The sequence below is a fragment of the Variovorax sp. Varisp36 genome, from assembly GCF_047304235.1.
Taxonomy (GTDB): Bacteria; Pseudomonadota; Gammaproteobacteria; order Burkholderiales; family Burkholderiaceae_C; genus Variovorax.
The window spans coordinates 19165-33200 of the sequence record NZ_JBGLYU010000037.1 but is presented as its reverse complement, the minus strand read 5'-3'; the positions used below and the strand labels follow the sequence as shown (position 1 = coordinate 33200).

General features: G+C 69.8%; 13 protein-coding genes. 7 read left to right on the top strand and 6 right to left on the bottom strand.

Going from position 1 to position 14036, the window contains the following annotated elements; genetic code table 11:
- Positions 1–129 precede the first annotated feature (129 nt).
- A complete protein-coding gene (locus ACCD11_RS20495) occupies positions 130–468 on the top strand; it encodes a hypothetical protein (protein ID WP_413315244.1) in 339 nt (112 codons plus the stop codon).
- Between the two features lie 32 nt (positions 469–500).
- On the opposite strand, the gene aqpZ is transcribed toward ACCD11_RS20495, so the two are convergent.
- Together aqpZ and ACCD11_RS20485 are read right to left on the bottom strand one after the other, a co-directional pair.
- Positions 501–1208, bottom strand: coding sequence for an aquaporin Z (gene aqpZ / locus ACCD11_RS20490; RefSeq protein ID WP_042674266.1), 708 nt, complete (start codon positions 1206–1208; stop codon positions 501–503).
- 183 nt (positions 1209–1391) lie between these two features.
- Positions 1392–2405: a zinc-dependent alcohol dehydrogenase family protein gene (locus tag ACCD11_RS20485; RefSeq protein WP_007838062.1), complete on the bottom strand. Its 1014-nt coding sequence runs from the start codon at positions 2403–2405 to the stop codon at positions 1392–1394.
- A 99-nt stretch (positions 2406–2504) separates the two neighbouring features.
- Between ACCD11_RS20485 and ACCD11_RS20480 the strand changes: the two genes are divergently transcribed.
- The 6 genes from ACCD11_RS20480 to ACCD11_RS20455 all read left to right on the top strand — a co-directional run bounded on the left by ACCD11_RS20480 (position 2505) and on the right by ACCD11_RS20455 (position 10075).
- On the top strand, positions 2505–3419 hold the full coding sequence (locus tag ACCD11_RS20480; protein WP_413315243.1) for a LysR family transcriptional regulator: 915 nt from the start codon (positions 2505–2507) through the stop codon (positions 3417–3419).
- Positions 3420–3471: 52 nt separating this feature from the next.
- The gene (locus ACCD11_RS20475) at positions 3472–4506 is read left to right on the top strand and encodes an ABC transporter substrate-binding protein (RefSeq protein WP_007838058.1); all 1035 of its coding nucleotides are present in this window, start codon (positions 3472–3474) and stop codon (positions 4504–4506) included.
- Between the two features lie 117 nt (positions 4507–4623).
- Positions 4624–6660: a molecular chaperone HtpG gene (htpG, locus tag ACCD11_RS20470; RefSeq protein WP_413315242.1), complete on the top strand. Its 2037-nt coding sequence runs from the start codon at positions 4624–4626 to the stop codon at positions 6658–6660.
- Entirely contained in the window at positions 6657–7202 is a 546-nt protein-coding gene (locus ACCD11_RS20465) for a hypothetical protein (RefSeq protein ID WP_413315241.1), read from the top strand. The genes htpG and ACCD11_RS20465 overlap by 4 nt, the downstream gene beginning before the upstream one ends.
- 77 nt (positions 7203–7279) lie before the next feature.
- Positions 7280–8266, top strand: coding sequence for a Bug family tripartite tricarboxylate transporter substrate binding protein (locus tag ACCD11_RS20460; protein WP_413315240.1), 987 nt, complete (start codon positions 7280–7282; stop codon positions 8264–8266).
- A gap of 150 nt (positions 8267–8416) precedes the next feature.
- Positions 8417–10075 carry a hypothetical protein gene (locus tag ACCD11_RS20455; RefSeq protein WP_413315239.1) on the top strand — a complete coding sequence of 553 codons (1659 nt, stop codon included), beginning with the start codon at positions 8417–8419 and terminating at the stop codon, positions 10073–10075.
- On the opposite strand, the gene ACCD11_RS20450 is transcribed toward ACCD11_RS20455, so the two are convergent.
- The 4 genes from ACCD11_RS20450 to ACCD11_RS20435 are packed head-to-tail and all read right to left on the bottom strand — an operon-like array spanning position 10065 to position 14017.
- Positions 10065–11186: a hypothetical protein gene (locus ACCD11_RS20450; RefSeq protein WP_413315238.1), complete on the bottom strand. Its 1122-nt coding sequence runs from the start codon at positions 11184–11186 to the stop codon at positions 10065–10067. The genes ACCD11_RS20455 and ACCD11_RS20450 overlap by 11 nt on opposite strands.
- A gap of 3 nt (positions 11187–11189) precedes the next feature.
- Positions 11190–11957 carry a hypothetical protein gene (locus ACCD11_RS20445; protein WP_007838046.1) on the bottom strand — a complete coding sequence of 256 codons (768 nt, stop codon included), beginning with the start codon at positions 11955–11957 and terminating at the stop codon, positions 11190–11192.
- Entirely contained in the window at positions 11947–12957 is a 1011-nt protein-coding gene (locus ACCD11_RS20440) for a hypothetical protein (protein ID WP_007838044.1), read from the bottom strand. Before ACCD11_RS20440 ends, ACCD11_RS20445 begins: the two co-directional genes overlap by 11 nt.
- 34 nt (positions 12958–12991) lie before the next feature.
- Positions 12992–14017, bottom strand: a complete 1026-nt coding sequence (locus tag ACCD11_RS20435) for a glycosyltransferase (RefSeq protein ID WP_413315237.1) — start codon at positions 14015–14017, stop codon at positions 12992–12994.
- Positions 14018–14036 lie beyond the last annotated feature (19 nt).

The window sequence follows — 14036 nt, the reverse complement described above, 5'->3', positions numbered from 1 at the left end:
GCTCACGCGCCGCTAACACATCGCTCACCTTCGCCTCAGTCTGGCTGCCTAGAGTGCGTTCAGGTCCTGCCACGCGCAGTTCGCGCGTGCCGGGTGACCGGAGACAACCTGTCCTCAGGAGAGCAAGTCATGCGCATTTCTTTCAAGCTACTCGCCGTCGGTTCCTTCGCTGCGCTGGCCGCGATGGGCGCCGTCACCGCATCGGCCGAGACCACCGATGGCTCGGACTTCCATCCGCTGCAGATGAACTCGCCCGAGAACCCGGATGTCCAGGCCGGCGCGATGGCCGCAGCCCGCCCGGGCGACACCGAGCCGGTGGGCCAGTCGACCAGCGCACCCGCCATGAACTCGACGCTGCCGGTGGCCGACGTCCAGGCCGGCGCCTATGCGGCGTCGCATGCGACCGGCACCGAGCCGATCGGGCAGTCGACCTCGCTGCCGATGGTGAAGTCGGGCAGCGGCAGCTGAAGTAGAAGCTGCACCGCCGCCACTGACGACGATCAGTCGTCGTTGCCGCTGCTGAGCAGTGCGCGGTAGATCACTGCGCCGATGATGGCGCCCGCGATGGGTGCCGCCCAGAACAGCCACAGTTCCGACACGGCATAGGACGGACCGAACAGGGCCGGCCCCGTGCTGCGTGCCGGATTGACCGAGGTGTTGGTCACCGGGATCGAGATCAGGTGGATCAGTGTGAGGCACAGGCCGATGGCCAGGCCCGCGAAGCCGCCGGCCGCGCGCCGGGCGGTGGACCCGAGGATCACGATCAGGAACACGGCCGTCATCACCACTTCGCACAGCAGCGCGGCCGTCATGCCGTACTTGCCTGGCGAGTGTTCGCCAAAACCGTTGGTGGCGAAGCCGCCGATGTCCGCGCCCGGCTTGCCCGTGGCGATGAGATAGAGCACGCCGGCCGCCGCGATGGCGCCGAGCACCTGCGCCACGATGTAGCCCGCGAGCTGCGAGGCCTTGAAGCGGCCCGCAGCCGCGAGGCCGATCGACACCGCCGGGTTGAAGTGCCCCCCCGAGATCGGGCCCAGTGCATAGGCCCCCGTCACCACCGTGAGGCCGAAGGCAAGAGAGACTCCGAGCAGGCCGATGCCGACACCCGGGAAGGCCGCGGCCAGAACTGCGCTTCCGCAGCCTCCAAGCGTGAGCCAGAAAGTACCAATGAACTCCGCGGACCATTTTTTGTAGGTACTGTGTTCCATAAATTCCATTCTTAAGTTGCGAAAACGCGCGGGCGCGAGCCCAGGCGCGGGCGGATTCTAGGAACGGCCGGAGGGGGCGTCGAGCACGTCTTTTGCACTAGTGCGACCTATTCACGGATGGCTCGGTTTTTGTGCAATTGCGCGATCGCGTTGCGTTTTCGAAAGGCCTTGTCTTCAAGGCGTTCAGAGCGTTACGACGACCTTTCCGAACGCTCCGCGTTCGAGGTGATCGAGCGCAGCGGGCAGAGCGTCGAATCCGTACCGCGCAGCGATCACCGGCTTGAGTGCATTCGCGTCGACGGCGCGCACCAGGTCCTCCAGCGCGCGCCGGTGGCCCACGCCGATGCCCTGCACCGTCACGCGGCCCAGCACCATTGCGTAGAAGGAAGCGCCCAGCGTCTCGCCGCCGAGCATGCCGATGATCGACACGCGCCCGCCCTGCTTCACGGCCTGCAGCGAGCGGTCGAGGTTGGGGCCGCTCGCGAGTTCGAGCACGTGATCTGCGCCGCGCCCGCGGGTGAGCCGGCGCACTTCGGCGGGCCAGTCGCCATCGTCGCGCGCCAGCACGTGCGTGGCGCCGAGTGCGAGCGCCTGTGCGCGCTTGTCCTCGCTGCCCGTGACCACGATGGCTTGCGCGCCATGCAGCCGCGCGAGCTGCAGTCCGAACAGCGCGACACCGCCGGTGCCGTGGATCAACACGGTCTCGCCGGCGCGCAGCCCACCGGTCTCGGCCAGTGCGAACCACGCTGTGAGGCCCGCGCACGGCAGCGTGCTCGCTTCGGTCAGGCTCAGCGTGGTGGGTGCGGCCACGGCCCAGGCCGCGTCGATCAGCACATGCGACGCCAGCATGCCCGGGCCCGGGCCGCCCAGCAGCGTGGTGTCGGCGTGCCAGTGGCTGTCGATCCAGCCGCCCCAGAAGGTGTTGACCACGCGGTCGCCCACGGCGAAGCGGGTCACGCCGCGGCCGGCGGCCACCACGGTGCCGGCCATGTCCGAGCCGGGCGTGAAGGGAAGGTCGAGCGACATGCCCATGCCGTCGCGAATCATCAGCAGGTCGCGGTAGTTGAGTGCAACCGCACCGACCTTCACCAGGATCTGGCCCGCGCCCGGCGTGGGCATCGGCGCTTCGGCTTGTGCGAGGTGGGTGCGGCCCAGCCGGGGCAGTTGCCAGCGGCGCAGGGTGTCGGGTTCTTGCATTGAAAGGCTCCACGAATGACAGGAAGCCGTCATGCTATTGAGGATGCGAGGTATCCGGTGGTGGATAATTTTCTCTTCACTGGTGCTTGAAAGTATCCAATGGGACAGCGTCTCCAAGGCATCGAAGAGTTCGTCGCAGCAGTCGAGGCCGGCAGCTTCGCGCTGGCGGCGCAGCGCCTGCATGTCACCCGCTCGGCGGTCGCCAAGAGCATCGCGCGCCTCGAGGCGCGGCTGAACACGCGGCTGTTTCTGCGCACCACGCGCAGCCAGAGCCTCACCGAGGAAGGTCACGGCTACTACGAGCGCTGCCGGCGCGTGCTGGACGAACTCGATGCGGCGCAAGCGCTGACCGATGTGGCGCGCAGCATCGCGACCGGCGTCGTGCGGATCAGCATGCCGGCGATGCTCGGCCGGCTCAAGGTCGGCCCGTTGCTGCTGGCACTGGCGCGGCAACATCCGCAGCTGTCGCTCGAACTCGCGTTCAACGACCGGCGCGTGGACCTCGTGGAGGAGGGGCTCGACCTCGCGATCCGCAGCGGCGAACTGGCCGACAGCGCGGAGCTGGTCGCGCGGCCGGTGGGCACGCAGTGGATGGCACTGTGCGCCGCGCCGGCCTACCTGGCCGAGCGCGGGCGCCCTGCGAACATCGGCGACCTGATGAAGGAACCGCACGAGGCCGTGCTCTATGCGCGCGACGGGCTGGTCTCGTCCTGGCGCTTCCACGATGCCGGGGGCCGGCTCGTCGACCTGACGCCGCCGTCGCGGCTGCGCTGCGACAGCGCCGAAGTGCTGCTCGAGGCCGCCGTCGGCGGCATGGGCCTCGCACGACTGCCGGCCTGGCTCGCGGCCGATGCGTTCGCGGCCGGCACGCTGGTGCGCGTGTTCGACGAGCCGCAGCCCTTCGGCTTCGCGCTGCACGTGATTCGCTCGCGCAGCCGCTACCTGCCGCTGAAGACGCGCGTGGTGACCGACTGGCTGGCCGAGCACCTGCCGCCGCTGCTGGCCGCGCGCTGAACGCCCGCGGGCGCTATCCTGCGCCTTCGAAGAACCACCAGGAGACCCGCGCATGCACCCCATCCGACACATTGCCGCTGCCGCATGCGTTGCGGCAACGGCCCTCCTGGGCGCACCGAACGCCGCGGCGCAGGGCACCGTCAACGCGCTGTGCAGCACCGACGCCGGCTGGTGCGAGGCGGCCGCCACCGCCTTCACGCGCGAGACCGGGATCAAGGTGCAGCAGGCGCACAAGGGCACCGGCGAGATCGGCGCGCAACTGCGCGCGGAAGCCGCCAACCCCAAGACCGACATCTGGTGGGGCGGCACCGGCGACCCGTTCCTACAGGCGGCCGAGCAGGGCCTGCTCGAACCCTATCGCCCGGCCTACATCAACGACCTGCACGACTGGGCGGTGCGGCAGTACGCGCTGTCGCAGAACATGGTGGGCGGCTTCTACACGAGCGCCATCGGCTTCGGCTTCAACACCGACCTGCTGAAGAAAAAGAAGCTGCGCGAGCCGAAGTGCTGGGCCGATCTGGTCAGGCCCGAGTACAAGGGCGAGATCGAGATCTCGCACCCGGCCTCCAGCGGCACGGCCTACACCATCATTGCGGGCCTGGTGCAGCAGATGGGCGAGGACGCGGCCTTCGAGTACCTGAAGAAGCTGCATCGCAACATCACCAGCTATACCCGCAGCGGGCAGGCGCAGGCGCCCAACGTGGCCAAGGGGGAAGTGGCCATCGGCGTGAGCTTCATCTTCGGCTTCGAGCGCTGGCGCTACGACAAATTTCCCGTGAAGACCGCCGCGCCCTGCGAAGGCACGGGCTACGAGGTCGGCGGCATCGCGCTCGTGAAGGGCGCGCGCAACAAGGAGAACGCAAAGCGCTACTACGACTGGCTGATGAGCCCGGCGGGCCAGGCCATCGGTGGAACCGTCGGCAGCCTGCAGTCGCCGGCCAACAAGACCTTCAAGCCGGACCCCCGCATCCCCTCGATGGCCGACGTGAAGCTCATCAAGTACGACTTCGAGAAATACGGAAAGGCGGCCGAGCGCAAGCGGCTGATCGACCGCTGGACGCGCGAAGTCGAGTCGCAGCCGCGGTAGGCCGTTCGCAGGAGCCTGTTGTTTTCCCGGACACAGGCCCCAGATCACGAATTTGGCGAGCCCGGCCCGATCCTGGCGGCTGGACTTAGAATTTTTTGTTCGATATCTTTTTTCCCCATGGCTGACTCCTCCAACACCAAACTCCCGTTCCAGGCCGAAGTCGCGCAACTGCTGCACCTCGTCACGCATGCGCTCTACTCGAACAAGGAAATCTTCCTGCGCGAGCTGATCTCGAACGCGTCGGACGCATGCGACAAGCTGCGCTTCGAGGCGCTCGACCATCCCGAGCTGTACGAAGACCAGCCCGAGCTCGACGTGCGCCTGTCGTTCGACAAGGCCGCGCGCACGCTCACGATCACCGACAAGGGCATCGGCCTGTCGCGCCAGGAGGCCATCGACAACCTCGGCACCATCGCCAAGAGCGGCACCAAGGACTTCATGAGCCGCCTGAGCGGTGACCAGAAGGCCGACGCGCAGTTGATCGGCCAGTTCGGCGTGGGCTTCTACTCGGGCTTCATCGTGGCCGACAAGATCACGGTCGAATCGCGCCGCGCGGGCCTGCCGGCCGACCAGGGCGTGCGCTGGGCCAGCGGCGGCGCCGGCGACTTCGAGGTGGCCGACATCACGCGCGCCGCGCGCGGCACCAGCATCACGCTGCATCTGCGCGACGACGCCGACGAATACCTCAACGCCTGGAAGATCAAGCAGATCGTCGGCAAGTATTCCGACCACATCTCCCTGCCCATCCTGATGGAAAAGGAAGAGTGGAAAGAGGGCGAGAACGACCAGCCCGGCGACATGGTGAAGACCGGCGAGTGGGAAACCGTCAACAAGGCCAACGCCCTGTGGAGCCGCCCCAAGAAGGACATCACCACCGAGCAGTACGAGGAGTTCTACAAGAGCATCAGCCACGACTACGAGGCACCGCTCGCCTGGAGCCACAACCGTGTGGAAGGCAGCACCGAGTACACGCAGCTGCTCTACATTCCGGCCAAGGCCCCGTTCGACCTCTGGAACCGCGAGAAGAGCGCGGGCGTGAAGCTCTACGTGAAGCGCGTCTTCATCATGGACGACGCCGAGGCGCTGATGCCCAGCTACCTGCGCTTCGTGAAGGGCGTGATCGACTCGGCCGACCTGCCGCTCAACGTGAGCCGCGAACTGCTGCAGGAAAGCCGCGACGTGAAGGCGATCCGCGAAGGCAGCACCAAGCGCGTGCTCGGCATGCTGGAAGACCTGGCGAAGAAGCAGAAGACCGCGCCCGAGAGCAGCGAGGGCAAGATCGACGTGGGCTCGGGCGAATCGGTGCCTGCACCCGAGCCGACCGAGGCAGTGACCGACGTGGTCGACAAGAACGCGCCGACCGCCGCTGAAGCCGCCGTTGCGGCCGCCGACGAATCGGGCAAGTACGCCAAGTTCTACGCCGAGTTCGGCGCCGTGCTCAAGGAAGGCCTGGGCGAAGACTTCGGCAACCGCGACCGCATCGCCAAGCTGCTGCGCTATGCCTCCACCACCACCGATGCGGTGAGCGTGAGCTTCGCCGACTACAAGGCGCGCATGAAGGAAGGCCAGGACGCGATCTACTACATCACGGCCGACACGCTCGCCGCCGCGAAGAACAGCCCGCAGCTCGAGGTCTTCAAGAAGAAGGGCATCGAGGTGCTGCTCATGACCGATCGCGTCGATGAGTGGGCGCTGAACTACCTCAACGAATTCGACGGCACGCCGCTGCAGAGCGTGGCCAAGGGCGCGGTCGACCTCGGCAAGCTGCAGGACGAGTCCGAGAAGAAGGCCGCCGAGGAAGCCGCCGAGTCGTTCAAGCCCATGCTCGAGAAGCTCAAGGAAGCCCTCAAGGACAAGGCCGAGGACGTTCGCGTGACCACGCGCCTGGTCGACTCGCCCGCCTGCCTCGTGGTGCAGGACGGCGGCATGAGCACGCAGCTCGCGCGCATGCTCAAGCAGGCCGGCCAGCCCGCGCCCGAGTTGAAGCCGGTGCTCGAAGTGAACGCCGAGCATCCGCTGGTGAAGAAGCTCGAAGGCTCCTCGCACTTCGACGACCTCGCGAACATCCTGTTCGACCAGGCGCTGCTCGCCGAAGGCGGGCTGCCGGCCGATCCTGCCGCGTACGTGAGGCGCGTCAACGCGCTGCTGGTGTGAACACCCGGCCGCGCGTCCTTCGCGCAGCGGCGGTCGTTCCGGCCGCGCTGCTGTTGCTTCTGACGGGCGGCTGTTCGCACTATCACATCGGCATTCCGCTGGTGCCCGGGCTCTCGCTCGGGCTGGGCGCCACCAAGGACGGCAATTTCTCGGTGGGGCTCAACACCGGCTTCGGTCCGCTCGGCGCCGGCGTGGCCGTCAACAACGGCGGGCAGGTGTCGGGCTCGGCCGGCGTGGGCGTCGGAGTGGGGCCGGTGGGCGCGGGGGTCAGCAAGGGCACGGTGCTCTACGACCCCAAGGCGGCGCCGGCGGGCACCGTGGCGCCGGGCGCGGTGGCCGCCGCACCGGCTGCGCCCGTCCAGCCTGTGCCGCCGATCGCGTCCGCTGCACCCGCCGCAGCGGCCAGGGCGCCTCTCGTCAAGATCGCACGGCCGCCGCCGGAGCCCCAGGCGCCGGCCGTGAACGTCACCTACCGCACGCCGGTCGCTGCGCCAGGCTCGCTGCGCGAAGCAGGCACGCCCGGCAATCCCGTCGCCCCCTGAGGCGCGGCGCGGCAAGGCCTCGAGACCAGCAGGGCCGCCCGAACCCGGCCTAACATCGAGCCGGAGACGCCCCGCCCATGACTCGCCGCCCGCTGCTGCTGCATTTCCTGGCCGTGGCCGCCCTTGCGGCGGCGGCGCTGCCCCGCGCGGCGAAGGCGCAGCCGGCCTATCCCGCCAAGCCCATCCGCTGGATCGTTCCGTACCCCGCCGGGGCCGGGGCCGACATCGTCGCGCGCACCATCGGCACCCAGCTCGCCATCGACGCGGGCCAGCCGGTGACCATCGAGAACCGCGCGGGCGGCAACACCGCGCTCGGCGCTGTCGAGGCCGCGCGCGCGCCGGCCGACGGCTACACGCTGCTGTCGGCCGACAACGGCACGCTGGTGTTCAACCCGGCGCTGTACCGCAACCTCAGCTACAACCCTTCGCGCGACTTTGCGCCCGTCACGCTGCTGGGGCGGCTGCCGATGGTGCTGCTGGTCGGCCCGTCCAGCGGCGTGAAGGACGCGCGGGCCTTCATCGACGATGCACGGGCCTTTCCCGGCAAGGTCAGCTTCGCCTCGGCCGGCACCGGCAGCCCGCAGCACCTTGCGATGGAGCTGCTCGAGCGGCAGGCCGGGCTGCAGATGGTGCACGTGCCCTACCGCGGTACCGCGCCTGCGCTGGCCGACGTGGCCGGCGGCCAGCTGCCGGTGATGATGTGCGACCTGGCCGCGTCGCGCCGCTTCATCCAGAGCGGCAAGCTGCGCGCGCTCGCGGTGGCGCATCCCACGCGCCTCGCACAACTGCCCGGCGTGCCGACCTTTGCCGAGCTTGGCATGCCGCGGGTGGAGGCCGCCGCGCTCATGGGGCTGGTGGTGCCGGCCAATACGCCGGGCGAGATCGTGGCGCGGCTGCAGCGATCGGTAGCCAGCGCCATCCACAATCCCTCCGTGCAGCGCAAGCTCGCCGAGTTCGGCGTCGAGCCGGTGGGCGACGCACCCGCGCAGTTCGCGGCGCTGCTGCAGGGAGAGTCGGCGCGCTGGCATCCGTTGATCCGCGACCTCAACCTGTCGCTGGACTGAAGCCTGCAAGGCTTGCCCTTTACGCCAGCTTTGCGCAGGCGTGGCGCCTTTCTCACGGCGGGCTAAGAGTCGCTGCCTAGATTGGCGCATCGCACAGAAAAAGGTCGGCGAGACGGCTTGCAAAAGGGCAGGCCGGTCCTCCCGAGGCCCATGACCACTCGCCGGTTCCATCAAGTCATTCTTGCGGACGACTTCTTCCGCTCTCCTGCCAACGGGCTTCAGCACCACGCGGCCAACCGGCGCTTCCTGCGGGGCTTTTTCGACACCGCGCTGGGCCGGCTGGGCCTGCCGGCGCGCGAGATCGCGCCGCTGTCCGAGGGCGGCGATATCGACGTCGCGCGCCTCATGAAGAGGCTGGAACTTCCCTGCACCCCGGCCGGCTGGGCGCGCGCCTGCATCGCCGACCTGCTGCCGCTGGCCGGGCGCGAAGGCCTGCCGATGCTCGAACCCGGTTGCCTCGTGATCGGCTGGGGCCTCACGCCCGCGCTGCAGCACTTCATCGACGGCAGCGGTGCGAGCTACCTCGACATCGAGATCGATCCGCGCCGCTTCACGGAGCACCTGCACTTCTGCGCGCGCACCAACGACCCGGCCATCGAGGCAGCGCTGCGGGCGCTCCGCGTGGACGAAGAGCTGTTCTGGAACCACGCGAGCGCGCTCCAGGGCCGCTTCGCGCGCCACGGCATGGCTTCGCTGTTCGATGCGCGCCTGCGCGTGGGGCTGTTCTTCGGCCAGAGTCTGGTCGACCTGTCACTGGTCAGCGGCGGGCGCACCATGCATCCGGCCGGCGTGATCGCGCCGCTGCGCGAACTGGCGAACGGCGTGGACCTGCTGGTCATCAAGCCGCACCCTTACGAACCCGCACTGCACGATCTGGCGCCCATCGCGCGCGCCATTCCCAACGTGGCGTGGACGCAGGGGAACACCTACGCGCTGCTGTCGGCGGCCAACGTGCACTTCGCCGCCAGCCTGTCGTCGAGCGTGCTGACCGAGGCGCGCTACTTCCGCAAGCCCGCCCACGCGCTGATCTGCGCCGACCGCAACGCGGCCGCATTGCTGCCCGCAGCCTGCTCGGACTGGATGCCGGTGGGCGCCGTGCTGGGGTCGATGGACTTCATGGCGGCGGCTTGCGGCATGAGCGGCGTCAACGGCGATGCGGCGCCGAAGCTCTTCCCGGCCTGGCCGGCGGCGGCGATCGATCGCGCCTTCCTGCTGCGCTGGGGCCTCGACGACCAGGCCCACGGCCTGCCGGAAGTGGCCGGGCTGCAGCCGGGCCGCCCCTATCTGTTCCACCCCGGCAGCCCCGCGACGAGCTGGCTGAGCCACGGCTGGTCGGGCTTCGATGGCGAGGGCGCGCGCAGCGAGGGAGAACTGGCCTGCCTCGTCGTGCCGCTGCCCGCGCTGACGCACCCGCAGCCGCACCGCGTCGAGGTGCGCATCGATTACCGCAGCAATGCCAAGGCCACCGGTGTTCACGCCATGTTCGACGGCGTGGTGCTGCCCGGCCAGCGCGTCACGGGCGCGCGGCGGCGCAGCCTGGTGTTCGAGATCCACCCGGTAGCGGGGCGCAAGTGCCTGGTGCTGCAATTCGTCGTCGCCGGCACCGGGCCCGGCGGCAGCGCGCGCCGGGGCGCAGTGCGGCCGGCCTTCACGCTCAGGAAGCTGCAGGTGTCGCTGCGCATGGGCCGGGGCGTGATCTCGGCACCGCCGCAGGCCAGGCCCGCACGGTGGTCCGAGATGTCCCCGGTGCGCGCGATGACGCGTGCATTCCGCGCGCTGGTCGATTCGGCGCGCGGGGTCACCGGGTAGCCGGCGCGGCCGCCAGGCGCAACAGCAGCGCGACCCAATGCTGCAGCCGGTCGATGGCCGCCTGGCGACCCTCGACGGCATGCGATGCATCCGCCGGAGGGGCGCGCAGCTCGCTGGCCGCAGCAGCCACGGCCCGCGCGAACTTCGGGGCATCGCCGCGCCACACCACCACGCGGTGCGCCAGGCCGAGTTGTGCCGCGCGGCCCGCGTTGATCGCCTGCTCGGGCTGGTCGGTCAGCAGCAGCAGGATCGGCTTGCGGTAGACCGCCGCGATGGACAGCGCCGCCATGCCTGGCGCAGAGACGATGAAGGCGCTGTGCGCGGCCGCCTCGATCCAGCGCTCGTCGCGCGCATGCCAGTGCGGCCGGTGGGCGTAGCCTTCGCCGACGAAGTGCGCGGGCAGGCCCGCGTCGGCGAGGCCCTGTTCGAGGCCGTCGGCCAATGCCGGGTCCCTGAAATGCGGGTTGAGGTACACGGCGACGGCATGCTCCGCGGCATCGCTCCGGTCCACGGCGTCCACCACCGCGACGGGTGTGGCCAGCCGGTGGCGGCCATGCCCGTCGTGCTGCGGCTCGCCGTACGCGAAGTCGTGCTCGATGCGCGCGAGGCTGCGGTCGATCTGCCACGCCACGATGCCGCCGAACAGCTTCGCGACGGCGTCCGGCATGCGGCCCTTGAAGTTGGTTTCGAGCGCGCGCCGCAGGCTGGCGCCGTACACGTGCACCACCTTGCGCCGCCAGAACGGCAGCCAGCCCATCAGCAGCAGCGCGGGGTGGAAAGAGTCGTTCACCACCAGGTCGGCATCGCGGAAATGCGCACGCAGCCGCCACACGTCGCGCAGCATGCGCTCGGGCCGGAACATGTAGTGCGCCACGTTGCGGTCGGTCTCGCGGCGCAGCATGTTCTGCTGCGCGTCGAATTGCACCGCATAGTGGGGCGAAAGCACCGGCGCATCGATGCCGAAGCCGGCGAGGAAGCGCGCGCCTTCGTCGGACGTGGTGAGCACCTGCACCTGCGCGCCGGCCGCGCGCAGCGCATGCGCAAGCAGCTGCGCGCGCATCAGGTGGCCGCGCGCGTCCGCGGTCGCGAGGTAGAGGATGCGCGGCGGCATCGCTCAGGCGTGGTGCCGGACGGGCCGGGCTGCGCCGGGGCGCAGCCGCAGCGCCATGCCGGCGAGCCACATGCCGGCCGCGCCGGTGATGCCGAAGCCGCGCTCGGTGTCGCGCACCTCGCGCATCAGCTGCACGAGCCGCGCCTGCTCGTGCGGCGCCACGCAGCGCTGCAGCGTGCGGCTGCACAGGCGGATGTGGCGATCCTCGTCGGCCAGCACGCGCGACAGCAGCGGGTGCAGCGCATGCTGCGAGCCGATCAGCGCGCAATGGCGCTGCAGGATGCGCGAAGCCATCTGCTCGGCCGCGAGGCCGATGGCATAGGCCGGCACCAGCCCGCCGTGCGCGAAGTGCGGTGCATGGCGGCGAATGAGCGCCTGCCAGCGCGCGAGCTTGCGGCGGCTGAACCAGTCGGGCTGCGGCGCCTCTTCGGGCGATGCGGCGGCCAGCGCACTGCCGCCGCGCTCGACGATGGCTTCGGCGAACAGGCGCGCATGCAATTGCTCGTCGGCCAGGTGCTGGTCGAGCTGGCGCACCAGCCACTCGGGCGGGGCGATGCGCAGCTCGCGCTGCAGCGCCTGCTCGGACGATTCCTCGCCCACGAGGTAGAAGCGCAGCAGCAGCATCTCGCCCGCGTTGCTCGCGTGCAGCTGGCGCAGCGCGGCGCGTTTGACGTGGTGCACGAGGCGCGCCTGCAGGGCGGGCCAGCCGCGCAACGAAGGCGGGGCGAGGCAATCGAAGCCGGGCGCGGCGCCGACCGGGTCAGCGGCCATTGGCCCCGGCCTTCGCGGGCTGCTGTTGTTGCTGCCAGCCCAGCACCAGCCCGATGAAGCTGTCCTGCAGGAAGGCGCGCGCGGCGGCGTCGGCGCCTGCGAACTCGCGCTGCTGGCCGTCGTAGCGCACGTAGCCCTTGCCGTTGACAGCGCCAAGCACCAGCTTCTCGTTCTTGTGGAAGCCGCGCTGCAGCAGCGGCTGAAGCAGCGACTGCGATTCGAGCCCGTACAGGAACAGGTCGCGCTGCACCACCTGGCGCGGAATCTGGCCGCTCAGGGCTTGCAGCTCCAGTGTCCAGTTGCCCTGCTGCATGGCCTCGGCCAGCTCGCGTCCCTTGGCGCCCGGTGCGCGAAAGCGTGCGCGCGCCACCGACTTCGAGGCCTTGCCCAGGCCGAGGCCGATGGTGATGTCGGCATCCTTTGCGCCATCGGTGCGGTTGTCGTCGACCTGCACCAGCACGTTGGCCAGTCGCGCGGTCAGCGAAGGCCTGGCCAGCGCCGCGACGACCTGGTCGGCCGTGAGCACCACGCGCTCGGCGTTGTTCGCCTCGCTCACGACCACCTGATAGGGGTCGATCCTGATGTCGCTGAACTCGTCGCCGACGGGCGAGTGCGCATGGCTGCTCACCGACCAGTCGCTGCCCGAGCGGCTCAGCAGCGCATGGAAGGTCAGCGGCACGCGCTGACCGTTGCGCGCCTGGCCCGAGCCCTGCAGCAGCACGTCGCCGACGATGGTCTTGCCGGCGTAGCTGCGGGTGTTGGTGAAGCGGATGGTGTGCGCGGCGCTGTCGAGCGCGGCGCGCGTGTCGGGGTCGTCGAGGGCGAGGCGGTTGCAGTCGTTGCCGGCGCCCGCGAGCGCGGCGAAGGGGCAGCCGGCTTCGGACCTGAAATTGAAGACGCCGCGGCCGGTGAAGTCGGCGGCGCTGGCAAGGGTGAAGGCGCCCGCGAGCGCGAGGCCGAGCGTCGCGCGGCGAACGGAAAGCGAAGAGAGGATGTGCATGGTCTTTGGTTGTTGTTCTTCTGGACAGCGGCGATCAGGGCCGGTGATACGAAAGCGCCTGCGCGTCGGCGTTGGTGCGGCCCGTGGTGTGCCAGCCGATGCCGCGCGCGAACGCGCCCAGCATGTCGACGGCCGAGAAGCCGAGGATGAGTGCCACGCCCGCCAGCCAGCGCAGTCCGCGCAGCGGCGGCAGGTCCTGGTGGTTCAGCGCCTTCATGCTGAAACCCAGCCGCGTGAACAGCACGCACAGCGGCCCGATCGGCCCGCTCCTGGCGAGCCACTGCCAGCGCGGCGACACATAGCTGCGCAGCAGGTGCGGCGTGAGCGAGTACGTGTCCTGTCCGCGCATCCAGCGCAGCTTGAGCGCCTCGGCGCGCGTGTCGGGCAGGCGATGTTCGGTGTGGGCCGCCGCGGCGTAGTGGATGGGCACGCCCGCCGTCTTCAGCCGCATGCCCAGCACCTGGCAGTGCGCGCGGTACACGCCGTCGAGCGCCTGGTAGCTGTGCTCTTCGAACACGTCGCGGCGGAAGGCCACGTTGTTCGCGTAGAAGTTGCTCGTGGCGCCGGCATGGCCGGCGTTGGGGAAGTACATGAAGTCGATGGTCGTGAGCGCGGTGCCCACCACGTTCGCGGCGTAGCTGGTGCGGCCGGCCACCACGGCGGGGGCATCGGCCCGGGTGAAGGGCAGCAGCATCTGCAGCAGCCAGTCGTCGTCGGGCAGGCAGTCGGCGTCGGCGAACACCACGTGCGAGCAGCGCTGCGCATCGGTGGCCGCGAAGCCGGCGTTCTTGGCGTCGTAGTAGCCGGTGCTCGCGTCGATGCGCACGAAGTCGACCGGTCGGCCCGCGAGCGCGCTCACGGCCTCGCAGGTGGCGGGGCTCAGCCCGTCGTGCGTGATGACCACCTGAGCGAGCGCGCCGAGCGGCAGCTTCTGCTTCGCCAGCAGGGCGACCAGGCGTTGCAGGCTGCTGCCCGCCCTGGCTTCGGCATCGGGTCCGCCGCGCAGGTTGTTGGTCTCCAGCACCAGAGCGCATCGCGCAGCAACTTCATCGGGCATCATCGAATTTTCCTGTCCGGAC

Coding starts and splice junctions, on each gene's coding strand:
- ACCD11_RS20495 (WP_413315244.1), top strand. CDS start 130: ATGCGCATTTCTTTCAAGCTACTCGCCGTCGGTTCCTTCGCTGCGCTG.
- aqpZ (WP_042674266.1), bottom strand. CDS start 1,208: ATGGAACACAGTACCTACAAAAAATGGTCCGCGGAGTTCATTGGTACT.
- ACCD11_RS20485 (WP_007838062.1), bottom strand. CDS start 2,405: ATGCAAGAACCCGACACCCTGCGCCGCTGGCAACTGCCCCGGCTGGGC.
- ACCD11_RS20480 (WP_413315243.1), top strand. CDS start 2,505: ATGGGACAGCGTCTCCAAGGCATCGAAGAGTTCGTCGCAGCAGTCGAG.
- ACCD11_RS20475 (WP_007838058.1), top strand. CDS start 3,472: ATGCACCCCATCCGACACATTGCCGCTGCCGCATGCGTTGCGGCAACG.
- htpG (WP_413315242.1), top strand. CDS start 4,624: ATGGCTGACTCCTCCAACACCAAACTCCCGTTCCAGGCCGAAGTCGCG.
- ACCD11_RS20460 (WP_413315240.1), top strand. CDS start 7,280: ATGACTCGCCGCCCGCTGCTGCTGCATTTCCTGGCCGTGGCCGCCCTT.
- ACCD11_RS20455 (WP_413315239.1), top strand. CDS start 8,417: ATGACCACTCGCCGGTTCCATCAAGTCATTCTTGCGGACGACTTCTTC.
- ACCD11_RS20450 (WP_413315238.1), bottom strand. CDS start 11,186: ATGCCGCCGCGCATCCTCTACCTCGCGACCGCGGACGCGCGCGGCCAC.
- ACCD11_RS20445 (WP_007838046.1), bottom strand. CDS start 11,957: ATGGCCGCTGACCCGGTCGGCGCCGCGCCCGGCTTCGATTGCCTCGCC.
- ACCD11_RS20440 (WP_007838044.1), bottom strand. CDS start 12,957: ATGCACATCCTCTCTTCGCTTTCCGTTCGCCGCGCGACGCTCGGCCTC.
- ACCD11_RS20435 (WP_413315237.1), bottom strand. CDS start 14,017: ATGATGCCCGATGAAGTTGCTGCGCGATGCGCTCTGGTGCTGGAGACC.